Genomic DNA, 15689 nt, shown 5'->3' with positions numbered 1-15689 from the left:
CACTCCAGCTACGACTATCCCGGTTGCGGGATTCTTCCCCTGTCGGGTTCTCCCTGGATCCGGCCGGGCAGGCGCTAGCATCGGGTTCTTGGCATGCCGACGGTTCGGACGTCGACTCGACTGCGGGCGAGGAGTTGTTGCGGTGGCGCTGGGTTCGCTTGACCTGGATGGGGCGTTTCGGGCCGCGATGGATGGTCTCGTCGTGTCCGATCGGATCGACGCGGTCGGGAGCATCGATGCCGCGTTCGGGGTGGAGTTGTTCGAATCCCAAGCTGCCAGTAGGCATCTCGATCTGGCGGCTCGGCGGTTGGGGGCCGCTCGGCAGGGTTTCTACAGCATCGGGTCTTCGGGACATGAGGGAAACGCGGCGGTGGCGGCCGCGCTGCGCGTCGATGATCCGGCGTTGTTGCACTATCGGTCGGCAGCGTTCTTCGCGCAGCGATGCAAGCAGATTCCGGGGCTGGATCCGATTCGGGATGTGCTGCTGGGGGTTGTCGCGGCGGCCGCCGATCCGATTTCCGGTGGTCGGCACAAGGTGATCGGCAGCGCGGCGGCGTCGATCATTCCGCAGACCTCGACCATCGCCTCACATCTGCCGCGAGCCGTGGGGCTGGCATTCGCGTTGGATCGTGCTGCGAAGCAAGGGATTTCGTGCCGATGGCCTGCCGATGCGGTGGTGGTATGCAGTTTCGGGGACGCGTCGGCCAATCATTCGACGGCGGTCGGGGCGGTCAACGCCGCCCTGCATGCCGCCCATCAGGGTGTGCCGATGCCGCTCGTGTTCGTCTGCGAGGACAACGGGCTCGGCATCAGTGTGCCCACCGCACCGGACTGGATCGAGCGCGCCTACGGTCCACGGCCGGGTCTCACCTACTTCGCCGCCGACGGCTGCGATCTACCCGATGTTCTCGGTGCCGCCGAAGACGCGGTGAATCTGGCACGAACCTGGCGGGTGCCGGTCTTCCTGCACCTGCGCACCGTCCGGCTCGGTGGACATGCCGGGTCCGATGTCGAGGCCGCCTACCGTGGTCCGGCCGATATCGCCGCTGACCTGGCCCGAGATCCCCTCCTCGGCACCGCCCGCTATCTGATCGCGGCGGGTGCCGCTGACGCCGGTGACCTGCTCGAGCGCTACGAGCGGATCGGTGCCCGCGTGCGGGAGACCGCCGACGAGGTGGTTCACGAGGCTCGGCTCGATTCCGCGGCGGCTGTGATCGCGCCCCTCGCGCCGATTCACCCCACCGCGATCCGCGAGGACGTCACCCGCCCTGGTCCGTCGACTCCTGCGCCCGACACCCGGATGACGTTGGCGCAAGCGATCAACCACACACTCGGCGAACTCCTCACCAGAGACTCCGATGTGCTGGTGTTCGGCGAGGACGTCGGTCGCAAAGGCGGCGTCTACGGGGTCACGAAGGGCCTCAGAAAGCGCTTCGGAGCACGCCGGGTCTTCGACACCCTCCTCGACGAACAGTCCGTCCTCGGCACCGCGCTCGGTACCGGGTTGGCAGGCTTCATCCCGATCCCCGAGGTCCAGTATCTGGCCTACGTCCACAATGCGGCCGATCAGATCCGCGGCGAAGCGGCCACCCTCCAATTCTTCTCGAACGGGCAGTACCGAAATCCGATGGTGGTACGCATCGCCGGCCTCGCCTACCAAAAGGGCTTCGGCGGCCACTTCCACAACGACAATTCCTTGGCGGCACTGCGCGATATCCCCGGCGTTGTCGTCGCGGTGCCCGCGCGCGCCGACGACGCGGCAAACATGCTGCGCACCTGCGTCTCAGCGGCCCGAGTCGACGGCCGGGTCTGTGTGTTCGTCGAACCGATTGCGCTGTACCACACGAAAGATCTCCATCCAGGCGACGAGGCCTGGCTGGCCTCCCCTGCCACCGACCACATTCCGATCGGCACAGCACGCACCTACGGCGACGGCACCGACCTCACCATCGTCACCTTCGGCAACGGCGTCCCGATGAGCCTGCGCACCGCGAATCGCCTTGCCGCCCAAGGAATCCACACGCGAGTACTCGACCTCCGCTGGCTCGATCCCCTACCGGTCGCCGACCTGCTCCACCACGCCGAAGCCACCGGCCGTGTGCTGGTCGCCGACGAGACCCGGCGCAGCGGAGGAGTCTCCGAGTCAGTTTTCGCGACGCTTGTCGACGCCGGTTACCAGGGCGCGCTCGCGCGGGTCACCAGTGCGGACAGCTTCATCCCGCTGGGACCGGCCGCGGACACAGTCCTGCTCGGTGAATCAGCGATCGAAGCAGCGGCCCGACGAATCGTGTCGTCGAGCTGACGCGTCAGGCGAACTTGATCTCGAGGCCGATGCCGAGGATCGCGATGAACCAGACGATGCCGACGAAGATGGTGATGCGGTCGAGGTTCTTCTCGACGACGGTGGAGCCGGACAGGCTCGACTGGACGCCGCCACCGAAGAGGCTGGACAAGCCGCCACCCTTGGCGCGGTGCAGCAGCACCAGCAGCACCAACAGCAAGCTGGTGATCACAAGGAGGATATCGAGGAACAGCGACATGGGGTTCATCCTAGGTGGTGTGGGATCGACTGGTCTAACCAGGCTCGACTGCGACCAGGTGTGAGACCGTGTGGGGGCCTGCGGAGTACTGGGCGACGGTCTCTTCGATTTCCCGGTCACGGGCGGTCAGGCGCACCTGATGCTGGTGCATGTGCTCGGCCCAGGACCGCACGACGAAGGCTTCGACGAACCGGTCGACGGTGCCGACGTCGCGGTAGAGCCGCCATTCCATCGCGCCCGTGCGCTGCCTCGATCGCCCGACCAGCGCCATCGAGTCGGTGAAGGCGGCGACGTCGGCGGGCGGCACGTCGTAGCCGCGCATCACCAGGACGGGGCCGTCCTCGGGTTCGGGCTCGACGACGAGTTGCGGTTCGGGCCAGAACGCCGCCGGGGAGAGGTCGATCTCCTCGACGTTGTGCCGGATCGGCCACCACAGGGTGCTCACGGCACAGCACGCCAGCAGCCCGGCCGCGATCAACAGTGCCGTCACTGCCCCGTAGGCACCGGCGACCAGGCCCCAGAGCAGGGAACCGATGGCCTGCCCACCCATGAACACCAGCATGTACACCGACAGCCCACGGGCGCGCACCCAGGCGGGCAGTAGCAACTGCATGGTCGAGTTCAGCGTCGCCATCGCCAGCAACCACGCGAGACCGGATCCCACCAGCAACACGAGCACCACCACCACGTGGTGGACCAGTGCGGTCGCGATCGCACCCATACCGAACAGGACCGCCGCGAGCGCGAGCCGCTGGGTGGGGGTGAACAGGACCCGCAGGCGTGACAATCCGAGCGCGCCACACACCGCGCCGAGCCCGAGCGCGCCGAGCAGCAGACCGTAGCCGGAGGACGACAGGCCGAGTCGGTCGTGGGCGATCACCGGCAGCAGCGACCACACCGCGCTGGCGGGAGCGATGAACAGGATCGCGCGGAACAGCACCCGTCGGATCGCGGGCGCGGCTCGGATGAATCGCGTGCCCGCCTGCAATGCGGCGAGGGGCCGTTCGCTGGGCAGCGGACTCGTTCGCGTCGGCCACTTCGACACCAGCAGCACCGCGACGATGCCGACGAACGACACCGTGTTGAACCCGAACACCACGGTCGGCCCGGCGATCGAGACGATCACGCCCGCCACCGCGGGCCCGACGGCTCGGCCGATATTGACGCTCATGCTGCCCAGCGCCGCCGCCGAGGTGATCTGGTCGCGGGGCACCAGCTCGGGCTGTACCGCTTGCCACGCGGGCGCGGTGAGCGCCTGCCCACAGCCGAGCAGGAACAGCAGGCTGAGCAGGACCGCGGGGGTGGTGTGGCCGGTGGCGGTGAAGACGGTGAGGGTGAGCGAGGCGACCGCCATCCCGGTCTGCGCGCCGATCAGCAGCCTGCGCCGGTCGACCAGGTCGGCCAGTACGCCGGACGGGATCGACAGCAACATCACCGGCAGGGCGAGCGCGGTCTGCACGAACGACACCAGTGCCGCGGCGTTCGGTTGATCCACGAGGATCCACTGCGCGCCGACCGTCTGCATCCACGTGCCCAGATTCGACACGAGCTGGGCGATCCACAGCGCCCGGAACACCGGTGAACGCAACGGAGCCCAGGTCGAGATCCGCTCCGCCGCCACTGTGCCCACCGGTCGAGCATATCCCTGGCGACCGCCGATCCCCGGCCAGCACTCCGTGCAGGCACAGCGGGACGACGGCGGCGACGGCTTTCGCGACAGATCCCCGTGATCGGTCAGAAATACTGTGGTGCAAGACAATAGAAGAGCGAATCTTCGCTGCGGTGTTATCTTCTGGTCGCTTTCGAGCGATCAGTACAGAGCTCCCGTTTCGTTCGGCGGGCCTGCACGACACGGAGGAAAATTCGCATGACTGTCCCACCCGGCCATCCGCAGCAGCCTTATGGCCAGCAACCGCCGCCTTACGGTCAGCAGCCCTCGGGTGGCTACCCGCAGCAAGGTGGCTACCCGCCCCAGGGTGGTTACCCGCAGCCGCCGCGCAAGAAGAAGGTGTGGCCATGGGTGCTCGGCGGGGTGCTGGTGGTCCTGCTGCTGGTCGTCGGCGGATGTGTCGCGCTCGTCGGCACGGTCGCCAACGAGATCGAGAACGAGGTGAGCCGGGAGGTCACCGTCTCCTATCAGGCCGGCGGAACCGGTACCTCCACGGTCATCTACACCGATGGCAGCCTGGACGTGGTCACCGAATCCGATACCGCGCTGCCGTGGTCCAAGGACGTGACGATCACCGGGCTGGTGAAGTTCGTGTCGCTGAGCGTCATGTCGGGCATCGACGGCGGAACGGTGTCCTGCAAGATCACGGTCGGCGGAAAGGTGATCGCCGAGGATCAGGCCACCGGTCAGCTCGCCAGCGCCAGCTGCACGGGCGACGCGGGCAAGTAGTTCCGCGCCGGATCGCGACCCGCCCCGAGCATCGACGAGCGATGCCCGGGGCGGTCCGTACCATCGGCTCCATGCGGATATCACCTCGTCCTCTGGCCGCCTTGCTCGCCCTGGTCGGCCTGGTGGCGGCCGGGTGCGGTTCGACCGGAACGGAACCGGTGGACGACACTGCCACGCCGATGGGCCACACCTATGTCTCCACCGAGGTCGTCGGCGACGAGATCCCGGGCGGCGGTCCGATGACGCTCGGCTTCACCGACGGACGGATCTCCGCGAACTCGGGCTGCAACTCCGCGGGCGGCACCGTCGACCTGAGCAACCACATCCTGCACACCTCGCCACTGGCGAGCACCCTGATGGCATGTCCCGGCGACCGCGAACGCGCCGACGCCTGGCAGAGCGACTTCCTCGAATCCGACCCCACCTGGCGCCTCGACGGTGATCGGCTGACGCTGACGGGCAAGTCCGTCACCATCCATCTCACCGACAAGAAGGTCGTGACTCCCGACAAGCCGCTGACCGGCACCGCGTGGGTGGTCACCACCATGCTCACCCCGGACGCGCAGATCCGCTCGACCACGCTCGACGAGGTGAGCCCGAATCTCACCATCGGTGACGGCGGCACCGTCAACGGCTCGGCGGGCTGCAACCGGATCACCGGCACCGCGGGCGTCGGCCCCGGCGACGCGGTGAATTTCGCCGTCGCCACCACCAAGATGATGTGTGCGCCGGAGGTGATGGAGGTCGAGCAGAACGTGCTGCGCGCGCTGGACGGCCGAACCAGCGCCACTATCGACGCCGACACCCTCACCCTGCGCAACGACAACGGCTACGGCCTCATCCTGCACGCGCGGTAGCCGCCCGCGTTCACGAGAAGCGAAGGGCCGGAAACCACTCGGTTTCCGGCCCTTCGGTATTCGGTGTTCGGTGCCCGATCAGGGCAGCGGACCCCCCGCGGCGATCGCCGACAAGGTGGCGAACTCGTCACCCTTGAGCGAAGCACCGCCGACCAGCGCGCCGTCGATATCGGTCTGCCGGATCAGCTCGCCGATGTTCTTGGCGTTCACCGAGCCTCCGTAGAGCACGCGCACGCCGGCGGCGACCTCCGGGGAAGCCAGCTTCTCCAGCTCGCCGCGGATCGCGCCGCAGACTTCCTGCGCGTCGGCCGCCGAGGCGACCTTGCCGGTGCCGATGGCCCAGACCGGCTCGTAGGCGATGACGACCTGCGAAATCTGTTCCGCCGTCAAGCCTTTGAGCGAACCACGCAGCTGCTCGAGGTTGTACTCGACGTGCGTGCCCGCCTCGCGGACGCCGAGACCCTCGCCGATGCAGACGATCGGGGTGATCTCGTTCTTCAGCGCCTGCTTGGTCTTGGCCAGCACGGTCGCGTCGTCCTCGAGGTGGTACTGACGACGCTCCGAGTGCCCGACGACCACGAAGGTGCAGCCGAGCTTGGCCAGCATGGACCCGCTGATCTCGCCGGTGTAGGCACCGGAGTCGTGCGCCGAGACATCCTGGGCGCCGTAGGTGATCAGGAGCTTGTCGCCGTCGACGATCGACTGCACACTGCGCAGATCGGTGAACGGCGGGATCACCGTCACGTCGACCTTCGCGAAGTACTTCTCGGGCAGCGCGAACGCCACCTTCTGCACCAGCGAGATGGCCTCGAGGTGGTTGAGGTTCATCTTCCAGTTGCCCGCGATGAGCGGTTTACGTGCTGCCATCGCTCAGCCCTCCAACACCGAAATACCGGGCAGCTCTTTGCCTTCCAGGTATTCCAGGGAAGCGCCGCCACCGGTGGAGATGTGGGAGAAGCCGTCATCGGGCAGACCGAGCGCACGCACGGCGGCCGCCGAGTCGCCGCCACCGACGACCGTGAACGCACCCTTGGAGGTAGCGGTGACGATGGCTTCGGCGACACCACGGGTACCCGCGGCGAACTTCTCGAACTCGAACACGCCCATCGGGCCGTTCCAGAACACCGTCTCGGCCTCGGTCAGCAGTGCTGCGAATCGCGACACCGACTCGGGGCCGATGTCCAGGCCGAGCCAGCCGTCGGGGATCTCGGTCGATGCGACGGTCTCGGTGTCGGCGTCGGCCGCGAACTTGTCGGCCACCACGATGTCGACCGGCAGGTGCAGCACGTCGCCGAAGCGCTCGAGCAGATCCTTGCAGGTGTCGATCATCTCGGCCTGCAGCAGCGAGCCGCCGACCGGAAGACCTTGCGCGGCAAGGAAGGTGAAGCACATGCCGCCGCCGATCACCAGGGTGTCGACCTTGGGGGCCAGCGCCTCGATCACCGCGAGCTTGTCGGAGACCTTGGAGCCACCGAGCACCACCGCGTACGGGCGGGCCGGGTCCTTGGTGAGCTTCTGCAGCACCTCGACCTCGGCCGCGACCAGCGTGCCCGCGTAGTGCGGGAGCTGCTGGGCCACGTCGTAGACCGACGCCTGCTTGCGGTGCACCACGCCGAAACCGTCGGAGACGAACGCACCGTCGTCGCCGACCAGCTCGACGAACGCCGCAGCGAGCTTGGCCCGCTCCGACTCGTCCTTGCTGGTCTCGCGCGGATCGAAGCGCACGTTCTCCAGCAGCAGCACGTCGCCGTCGGTGAGGCCCTCCGAGCGCGAGAGCGCGTCGTAGCCCACCACGTCACCGGCCAGCTGGACATTGCGACCCAGCAGCTCGGCCAGTTTCGCCGCCACGGGGGCGAGCGAGAACTTGGCATCGGGCTCACCCTTGGGGCGGCCCAGGTGTGCCATCACGACCACCTTGGCGCCGGCCTCGACCAGCGCCTGAATCGTGGGCACCGAGGCGATGATGCGGCCCGGGTCGGTGATCTGACCGTTGTCGTCGAGGGGAACGTTCAGGTCGGAGCGCACGAGCACGCCCCGACCCTCGACACCCTCGGTCAGGAGATCCTGCAGTGTCTGAACAGTCATCGCGGTCAGAGCGACTTGCCGACGAGATCGACCAGGTTGGCCAGCCGATTCGAGTAGCCCCACTCGTTGTCGTACCAGGAGACGACCTTGACCTGGTTGTCGATGACCTTGGTCAGCGGCGCGTCGTAGATCGACGAGTGCGGGTCGGTGACGATGTCACTGGACACGATCGGGTCCTCGTTGTACTTGAGGATGCCCTTCATCGGGCCCTCGGCGGCGGCCTTCATCGCGGCGTTGATCTCTTCGATGGTGGCCGGCTTCGCCAGGGTGGCGGTGAGGTCGGTGACCGAGCCCGTCGGAACCGGAACGCGCAGCGCGTAGCCGTCGAGCTTGCCCTGCAGCTCGGGCAGCACCAGGCCGATGGCCTTGGCGGCACCGGTGCCGGTGGGCACGATGTTCAGGGCAGCGGCGCGGGCGCGACGCAGGTCCTTGTGCGGCGCGTCCTGCAGGTTCTGATCCTGGGTGTAGGCGTGAATGGTGGTCATCAGGCCGTTCACGATGCCGAACGAGTCGTTGAGCACCTTGGCGATCGGGCCGAGGCAGTTCGTGGTGCACGACGCGTTGGAGATGATGTTCTGGCTGCCGTCGTACTTGTCGTCGTTGACGCCCATCACGATGGTGATGTCGTCGCCGGTGGCAGGCGCGGAGATGATGACCTTCTTGGCGCCGGCGGACAGGTGGCCCTTGGCCTTCTCCGCGGCGGTGAAGATGCCGGTCGACTCGACGACCACGTCGACGTTCAGGTCGGCCCACGGCAGTGCCGAGGGGCCTTCCTTGATCGCGAGCGCCTTGATGCGCTGCTCGCCGACCACGATGGTGTCGCCCTCGACGGAGACGTCCTGCGGCAGACGACCCAGGATCGAGTCGTACTTCAGCAGGGTGGCGAGGGTGTTGATGTCGGTGAGGTCGTTGACCGCGACGATCTCGATATCGGTCTCGCCGACGGCCTTCAGCGCCTCCACCGCACGGAAGAAATTACGTCCGATACGACCGAAGCCGTTGATACCTACCCGGACAGTCACGTTATCGCTCCTCAGCTTTCAAGCGGATTCATTCCGACGGTAACCACAGTAGTAGCCGCGCCAGCCTTCACGACAGCCACCTGTGAGTTGTGAGCTCCCCGGCCTCAGGCCTGCGGAGACCCCAGAATAGAGGGCAGAGCGGTCATGTATGACCGCTCTGCACTAATCGTCGGATTCGCCACACCTTTCGGCGTGTGGAGTCTGTTGCTGTTCCTACTACGCGTCGTCGAGCAGTTCCGCTGTCACCGCGGACTCGGTATCGGGGATGCCGAGATCCTTGGCGCGCCGGTCGGCCATCGACAGCAATCGCCGGATCCGGCCCGCGACAGCATCTTTGGTCATCGGCGGATCGGCCAGCTGACCGAGTTCCTCCAGGGAGGCCTGCCGATGCTGCACCCGCAGCCTGCCCGCCGCGGCAAGATGCTCGGGAACATCGTCGGCGAGGATCTCGAGCGCCCGTTCGACCCGAGCCGCCGCCGCGACGGCCGCGCGCGCCGAGCGACGCAGGTTCGCGTCGTCGAAGTTGGCGAGCCGGTTGGCGGTGGCCCGCACCTCGCGGCGCATCCGACGTTCTTCCCAGGTGAGCCTGGTGTCCTGCGCACCCATCCGGGTGAGCAGGGCGCCGATCGCCTCGCCGTCACGCACCACGACCCGGTCCGTGCCGCGCACTTCCCGCGCCTTGGCGGTGATGCCGAGCCTGCGCGCCGCGCCGACCAGTGCCAATGCCGCCTCCGGACCGGGGCAACTCACCTCGAGCGCCGAGGAACGACCCGGCTCGGTGAGCGAGCCGTGCGCGAGAAACGCGCCACGCCATGCCGCTTCGGCGTCACCGATGCTGCCGCCGACCACCTGCGCGGGCAGCCCGCGCACGGGGCGGCCGCGCACATCGAGCAATCCGGTCTGGCGCGCCAGCGCCTCGCCTTCCTTCGACACGCGCACCACGTAGCGGGAAGTCTTGCGTAGCCCACCCGCGCCGAGCACATGCACATCGGAGCCGTATCCGTACAGCTCGAAAATCTCTCTGCGCAGTCGCCGGGCGATGGACCCCATGTCCACCTCGGCTTCCACGATCACCCTGCCCCCCACGATGTGCAGACCGCCCGCAAACCGCAGCAACGCCGACAGCTCCGCTTTACGCGAGCTGACCTGCGACACCACGAGCCTGCTCAGCTCGTCCTTCACCTCGGCTGTCATCGCCACGAGACGCGCTCCTTTCCCACCGACCCCGAACGCTCATCTGGAACACTGTGCACATCTGAGGCACCGTGCCGTCTCTCGAATCGAAGCCCAGTCAGTTGCGGCCGCGGCGACCGGACCAGCTGATCCAGTGCGGCGGCAAGTTTTCCGGGATGATGCCGATCCGTTCCCGGCTCGGCGACATCGCAGAACGTTACCCGTGCCCGCAACTGTTCGGCGGCTCTTGCCACATGTTCCCGTTGCCGCCCCTCCGGCACCGACGCCGAGTCGACGAGCACATCGTCGACCGCGAAATCCGGTGCGTGCTGGGACAATACATGCAGATGACGCTCCGCGGAAAAGCCGGCTGTCTCGCCGGGCTCCGCCGCCAGATTCAGCACGAGTACCTTGCGTGCCCGCGTGCGCACCAGCGCCGCGTGCAGTTGCGGCACCAGGACATGCGGAATGACGCTGGTGAACCACGAACCCGGTCCCAGCACAACGACATCCGCGTCGTCGATCGCCGAGGTCGCCTCGGGGCTGGCGGGCGGATCGGACGGAATCAGCCGCACCCGCCGGACCTTACCCGGCGTGGTCGCCACCGCAACCTGACCGCGCACGCACCGGCCGATCCGCGGGTCCGACTCCAGGCCCGATACTTCGGCCTCGATGTCGAGCGGAATCGGCGACATCGGCAGCACCCGGCCGGTGATCCGCAGCAGCCTGCCCACCTCGTCGAGCGCGGCCACCGGATCACCGAGGATGTCGGTGAGTCCGGCCAGGATCAGATTGCCCACCGAGTGCCCGGCGAGCGCGCCGGTGCCGCCGAAGCGGTGCTGCACCGTCGTGGTCCACACCCCGTCGGCGTCATCGGACAGCGCTGCCAGGGCCATCCGCAGATCACCCGGCGGCAGCATGCCCAGCTCGGCGCGCAGCCGACCGGAGGACCCGCCGTCGTCGGCGACGGTGACGACGGCGGTGATCCGCCTCGTCAGCCTGCGCACGGCCGTCAATGTCGCGTACAGCCCATGCCCGCCGCCCAGCGCGACGACGGCTGGGTCGGCTTCGATTCCACTCATTCGCGCCCCAGATCCCGGTGGACGACGCGCACGACGTCCACCGCCACGTGCCCGGTGTCGGCGCCGATGCGCTCACCCAGTGCCTCGGCGATAGCGACGCTGCGATGTTTGCCGCCGGTGCACCCGACTGCCACGGTCATGTATCGCTTCCCCTCTTGGCGGTATCCGGTCGTCGTCAGGTCGACCAGGTGTTTGCCGGTCTGCAGGTAGTCCCGCGCACCCGGCCTGGACAGCACGTAGTCGCTGACCACCGACTCCTGTCCTGTGTGTTCCCGCAATTCCGGAATCCAATGCGGGTTGGGCAGGAATCGCACGTCCAACACCATGTCGGCGTCGAGGGGAACACCGTACTTGAAGCCGAAGGACTGCACAGTCAGTTGCAGTGCGGCTGGCGCGCCCGCGCCGTATGCCTCCTCCAGCTTGCGGTGCAGCTGGTGGATCGAGAGCTCGGTGGTGTCGATGACGAGGTCGGCGGCCCCCTTGACCGGGGCCAGCCTGGCTCGTTCGGCGGTCAGACCGGCCGAGAGCGTCCCGTCGGGGCTGTCGCTCTGCAGCGGATGACGGCGCCGGGCGAAGCCGAACCGCCGGATCAGCACGTCGTCGGAGGCCTCGAGGAACAGCACTCTGGTGCGGATGCCGGCGCCGCGCAACTGCTCGGTGACACCGGAGAGCTCGCCGGTGAAGAACCGGCTGCGCACGTCCATGACCAGCGCGAGCCGCCGGATCGGCGGGTCGGCCGCGGCGCCCAGCTCGATCATTCGCCCGATCAGCTCGGGCGGTAGGTTGTCGGTCACGTACCAGCCGAGGTCCTCCAGCACGCGCGCGGCAGTGCCGCGGCCCGCGCCGGACAAGCCGGTCACGATGACCACTTCTACTGGTTGCTGTGTGTCGGTGACCGTCCCGGACTGCCCGGGTGCCGCCCCCGCATTGTTATTCGATTCGACGCGTGTCATGTCCTACCGGATCCGTTTCTGGGTGCCTTTCGATCATCCCGCACCGGTTCGGGTATCGGGCGCAGACACACAACGTACGGCACACGCAATGTTGCGTCCTGCGATACCGGCCGTCGGCGGGTTACGGACTGTTGAGTGCCGCGAGCACCGCTTTCGCCGTCGAGACCCCGATTCCGGGCACCGAGGTGATCTCCTCGACAGTCGCGTCCTTGATTCTGGCGACCGAGCCGAAGTGGGTGACCAAGGCGGTTCGCCTCGTCTCGCCGAGGCCCGGCACCGAATCCAGCGCCGACGCCGTCATCCGGCGTGAGCGTTTGCTGCGGTGGAAGGTGATGGCGAAGCGGTGGGCTTCGTCGCGCACGCGTTGCAGCAGGAACAGCGCCTCGCTGTTACGCGGCATGATCACCGGGTCGGCTTCGCCGGGCACCCAGACCTCTTCGAGGCGTTTGGCCAGACCGATCACCGCGACATCGGTGATGCCGAGTTCGTCGAGGACCTCGGCGGCGGCGGCGACCTGGGGTGCGCCGCCGTCGACGACGTAGAGGTTTGGCGGGTAGGCGAAGCGGCGCGGTCGGCCGGTGGTGGGGTCGATGCCGGGGCGTGAGGCGGGTTCGTCGACCTCGTCGGGTTCGATCTCCACGGGTTGTTCGCGGTCGCGGGCGAGCCGGGCGAAGCGGCGGCGGGTCACCTCGGCGATGCTGCCGACATCGTCGGAGCGGCCGTCGCCCGCGGCTTCCTTGATCGCGTAGTGGCGGTAGTCGGACTTGCGGGCCAGGCCGTCTTCGAAGACCACCAGCGAGGCGACGACGTCGGTGCCCTGCACGTGGCTGATGTCGACGCATTCGATCCGCAGCGGGGCGCTGTCGAGTTCGAGTGCATCCTGAATGTCTTGCAGCGCTTGCGATCTTGACGTGAGGTCACCGGCCCGGCGGAGCTTGTGCTGAGCCAGCGCCTCGGCGGCGTTGCGCTGCACCGTCTCGGCGAGAGCCTTCTTGTCGCCGCGCTGCGGGATGCGCAACGAGACCGCGGAGCCGCGCATCTTGCTGAGCCACTCCCCGATCTCCTCGGCGTCGGCGGGCAGTTCGGGGACCAGCACTTCCCGTGGGACGACGATGGCGGCGTCACCGTTCTGGTCCGCCATGGCGGCCTGCTCGCCGTAGAACTGGGTGAGGAACTGTTCCACCAGGGCAGCCATCTCGGTTCCCGATTCCGCGACATCGAGCGCGTCGCCGGATTTGTCGACGACCCAGCCGCGCTGGCCGCGGACGCGTCCGTCGCGGACGTGAAAGATCTGGACCGCGGCTTCCAATTCGTCGGTGGCGAAGGCGATCACATCGGCGTCGGTGCCGGTGCCGAGCACCACGGCCTGCTTTTCGAGGGCGCGGCGCAGTGCCTGCACGTCGTCGCGCAAGCGGGCGGCGTTCTCGAAGTCGAGGTCTTCGGCGGCCTCGTGCATGCGGCGTTCGAGTGCGCGCACCATCTTGTCGGTCTTGCCGGACAGGAAGTCGCAGAAGTCCTCGACGATCTGGCGGTGCTCGTCGGCGCTGACCCGGCCCACGCACGGCGCGGAACACTTGTCGATATAGCCGAGCAGGCACGGACGCCCGATCTGGCTGTGCCGCTTGAAGACTCCGTTGGAGCAGGTTCGCGCGGGGAACACCCGCAGCAACAGGTCGAGGGTCTCGCGAATCGCCCAGGCGTGCGCGTAAGGACCGAAGTAGCGCACGCCCTTCTTGCGCGCGCCCCGGTAGACGAACAGTCGCGGATACTCCTCGTTGAGGGTCACCGCGAGCACCGGATAGGTCTTGTCGTCGCGGTATCGGACGTTGAATCGCGGATCGAATTCCTTGATCCAGTTGTACTCGAGCTGCAGCGCCTCCACCTCGGTGGACACCACCGTCCACTCGACAGCGGCCGCCGTGGTGACCATCTGCTTGGTGCGCGGATGCAACGAGTACACATCGGCGAAGTAGGAGTTCAGCCGACTGCGCAGACTCTTCGCCTTACCCACATAGATGACCCGCCCGTGCACGTCCCGGAACTTGTACACACCGGGTTCGACGGGAATCGTGCCCGGCGCGGGCCGGTACGTCGCGGGATCTGCCACCCATCCAGCCTAGCGAGGGGCCCCGACAGGTCCGCACCGCCGAGGTGTCAACTGGCGCAGCAGCCCTACGGACGAGCGAGGTCGCTGGGGTGAGCTGTGCGCCTGCCTGTGTAGCGTGAGTGCTCGGATTATGTGCCCGAAAGGACGTCCGATGAGCAATGCCGCCGCCCTGCCGCAAACCGGTGACGACCTGTACGACGACGAGGTGTCCCCGCACGGAGTCATGCCGGGGACGGTGCGCGGAGCGCGGCTGATCGCCGCGGTCGCCACCGCCGTCGGTGTAGTGCTGATCGCGATCACGGTGGCGCTGGGCGGCTCGCTCGGCGCGCTGCTCGCCGGGTATCTGCCGTCCTTCGCGCTGGTTCCGCTGGTGCTGTTGTTCCGGCAGGGCGGTGACCTGGTGCGCAAGGCGGCGATCGGGGTCGCGGTGCTGGCGTGCCTGGTGTCGTCGACGGGCATTCTCACCGGGCTGCCGCCGGGTGTGGTCGGCGTCGTCGCCAATGGCGCGGTCGCGTCGATGCTCCTTCGGCCTTCTGCCCGGAGCTGGTTCACCCGCCAACGCTGACCTGCGCCTCGGCGGGGTCGCCCGACTGCGCGCATCCGTCGGCCGTCGGGCGGGACTGTCTGCCGGCGATCCGGCCACAGGCGGTTAGTCGGCGGTTCGGATGCCGTGTTCAGCGAGGGCGTCGATGAGCGCGCGCGGGCGGTCGGGGGTGGGTAGCGGGTCGACGAGGGCGAAGCGGGCGCCGAGGGTGGTGGCGCCGCCGTCTGCCTCGGCGCTGTCGCCGATCATGAGGACGCGGTCGGGGGTGACGCCGAGGCGGTCGGTGGCGTCGCGGAAGATCTGCGGGTTCGGTTTGATGGCACCTATCTCGAAGGACAGCGTCATCGAGCCGATGAGGTCGGTCCAGCCGTGTTTCGCGAAGGCGGGGCGGATGTCGTAGGCGATATTGCTGACGATGCCGATCGGGATTCCCTGGGCAGCAAGCGATTCCAGGACGGTGCCCGTGTCGGGATAGGGGGTCCAGGCGAGCGGGTCGGTGAGGCGTTCGTAGAGCCGGATCGCCTGCGCCTCGGGAACATCGGAGCCACGCAGCACCTCCAGGTAGGCATACCGGTGCAGGGCGGGGTCGAGATCGCGGTTGTCCCAGGCGTGTTGGCCCACCGCGTCGAAGGTCATGAACTGTTCGACCGGCGCGGTCATCCGGCGCATCACTTCGGCTTTCGCCGCCACGTCGAACGGCGTCCCGTCGTCTCCGACCAGTTCGTGAGCCCAGGTCCGGTCGTCCTCCAGGCGGAAGACCGTGCCGGAGAAGTCGAACAGCACCGCGTCGATGTCCATGGCAGCCAGGGTAGCGAGACGAAGACAGTGCGCCCGGCGGAAATCGGCCGGGTAACCCAGGATTCGTGTGCCGGCCATCCGGCCGTCGCGGCTGGACAGGGGCACACGGCGAGCCCCCGGCGGAAAAAGA

14 protein-coding genes are annotated in these 15689 nt (G+C 67.8%); 4 read left to right on the top strand and 10 right to left on the bottom strand.

Annotated elements, in window-relative coordinates:
* Nucleotides 1-187 precede the first annotated feature (187 nt).
* On the top strand, nucleotides 188-2302 hold the full coding sequence (locus tag ACWFRF_RS08135; RefSeq protein WP_452449498.1) for a thiamine pyrophosphate-dependent enzyme: 2115 nt from the start codon (nucleotides 188-190) through the stop codon (nucleotides 2300-2302).
* 4 nt (nucleotides 2303-2306) lie between these two features.
* On the opposite strand, the gene secG is transcribed toward ACWFRF_RS08135, so the two are convergent.
* Entirely contained in the window at nucleotides 2307-2540 is a 234-nt protein-coding gene (gene secG / locus ACWFRF_RS08130) for a preprotein translocase subunit SecG (protein ID WP_101468684.1), read from the bottom strand.
* Nucleotides 2541-2574: 34 nt separating this feature from the next.
* Complete coding sequence (locus tag ACWFRF_RS08125) at nucleotides 2575-4170, bottom strand: MFS transporter (protein WP_452449284.1); 1596 nt, start codon at nucleotides 4168-4170, stop codon at nucleotides 2575-2577.
* A gap of 237 nt (nucleotides 4171-4407) precedes the next feature.
* Here ACWFRF_RS08125 and ACWFRF_RS08120 point away from each other — a divergent pair, with 237 nt between their 5' ends.
* Entirely contained in the window at nucleotides 4408-4938 is a 531-nt protein-coding gene (locus ACWFRF_RS08120; RefSeq protein WP_378627072.1) for an MmpS family transport accessory protein, read from the top strand.
* 71 nt (nucleotides 4939-5009) lie between these two features.
* Nucleotides 5010-5795 (top strand): META domain-containing protein, encoded by a 786-nt coding sequence (locus ACWFRF_RS08115; RefSeq protein ID WP_452449283.1) that lies wholly within the window; start codon nucleotides 5010-5012, stop codon nucleotides 5793-5795.
* 78 nt (nucleotides 5796-5873) lie between these two features.
* Here ACWFRF_RS08115 and tpiA read toward each other — a convergent pair whose 3' ends face one another.
* From tpiA to uvrC, 7 genes are all read right to left on the bottom strand, one after another.
* On the bottom strand, nucleotides 5874-6662 hold the full coding sequence (tpiA, locus tag ACWFRF_RS08110; protein WP_387442950.1) for a triose-phosphate isomerase: 789 nt from the start codon (nucleotides 6660-6662) through the stop codon (nucleotides 5874-5876).
* Nucleotides 6663-6665: 3 nt separating this feature from the next.
* Nucleotides 6666-7880, bottom strand: a complete 1215-nt coding sequence (locus ACWFRF_RS08105) for a phosphoglycerate kinase (RefSeq protein ID WP_452449282.1) — start codon at nucleotides 7878-7880, stop codon at nucleotides 6666-6668.
* A 5-nt stretch (nucleotides 7881-7885) separates the two neighbouring features.
* Nucleotides 7886-8902 carry a type I glyceraldehyde-3-phosphate dehydrogenase gene (gene gap / locus ACWFRF_RS08100; RefSeq protein WP_056810475.1) on the bottom strand — a complete coding sequence of 339 codons (1017 nt, stop codon included), beginning with the start codon at nucleotides 8900-8902 and terminating at the stop codon, nucleotides 7886-7888.
* A 216-nt stretch (nucleotides 8903-9118) separates the two neighbouring features.
* Nucleotides 9119-10102 carry a DNA-binding protein WhiA gene (gene whiA / locus ACWFRF_RS08095; protein ID WP_101467118.1) on the bottom strand — a complete coding sequence of 328 codons (984 nt, stop codon included), beginning with the start codon at nucleotides 10100-10102 and terminating at the stop codon, nucleotides 9119-9121.
* Entirely contained in the window at nucleotides 10093-11157 is a 1065-nt protein-coding gene (locus ACWFRF_RS08090; protein WP_378989086.1) for a gluconeogenesis factor YvcK family protein, read from the bottom strand. The genes whiA and ACWFRF_RS08090 overlap by 10 nt, the downstream gene beginning before the upstream one ends.
* A complete protein-coding gene (gene rapZ / locus ACWFRF_RS08085; RefSeq protein ID WP_358062678.1) occupies nucleotides 11154-12110 on the bottom strand; it encodes an RNase adapter RapZ in 957 nt (318 codons plus the stop codon). Before rapZ ends, ACWFRF_RS08090 begins: the two co-directional genes overlap by 4 nt.
* A gap of 121 nt (nucleotides 12111-12231) precedes the next feature.
* On the bottom strand, nucleotides 12232-14217 hold the full coding sequence (gene uvrC / locus ACWFRF_RS08080; protein WP_378627060.1) for an excinuclease ABC subunit UvrC: 1986 nt from the start codon (nucleotides 14215-14217) through the stop codon (nucleotides 12232-12234).
* Between the two features lie 151 nt (nucleotides 14218-14368).
* Between uvrC and ACWFRF_RS08075 the strand changes: the two genes are divergently transcribed.
* Nucleotides 14369-14782 (top strand): hypothetical protein, encoded by a 414-nt coding sequence (locus ACWFRF_RS08075; RefSeq protein WP_452449281.1) that lies wholly within the window; start codon nucleotides 14369-14371, stop codon nucleotides 14780-14782.
* An 84-nt stretch (nucleotides 14783-14866) separates the two neighbouring features.
* On the opposite strand, the gene ACWFRF_RS08070 is transcribed toward ACWFRF_RS08075, so the two are convergent.
* Nucleotides 14867-15559, bottom strand: a complete 693-nt coding sequence (locus tag ACWFRF_RS08070) for an HAD family hydrolase (RefSeq protein ID WP_379314852.1) — start codon at nucleotides 15557-15559, stop codon at nucleotides 14867-14869.
* Between the last annotated feature and the right edge of the window lie 130 nt (nucleotides 15560-15689).

The sequence above is a fragment of the Nocardia sp. NPDC055165 genome (assembly GCF_053606985.1).
The sequence above is the reverse complement of the archived record's forward strand: the minus strand, read 5'-3'. Positions and strand labels throughout refer to the sequence as shown.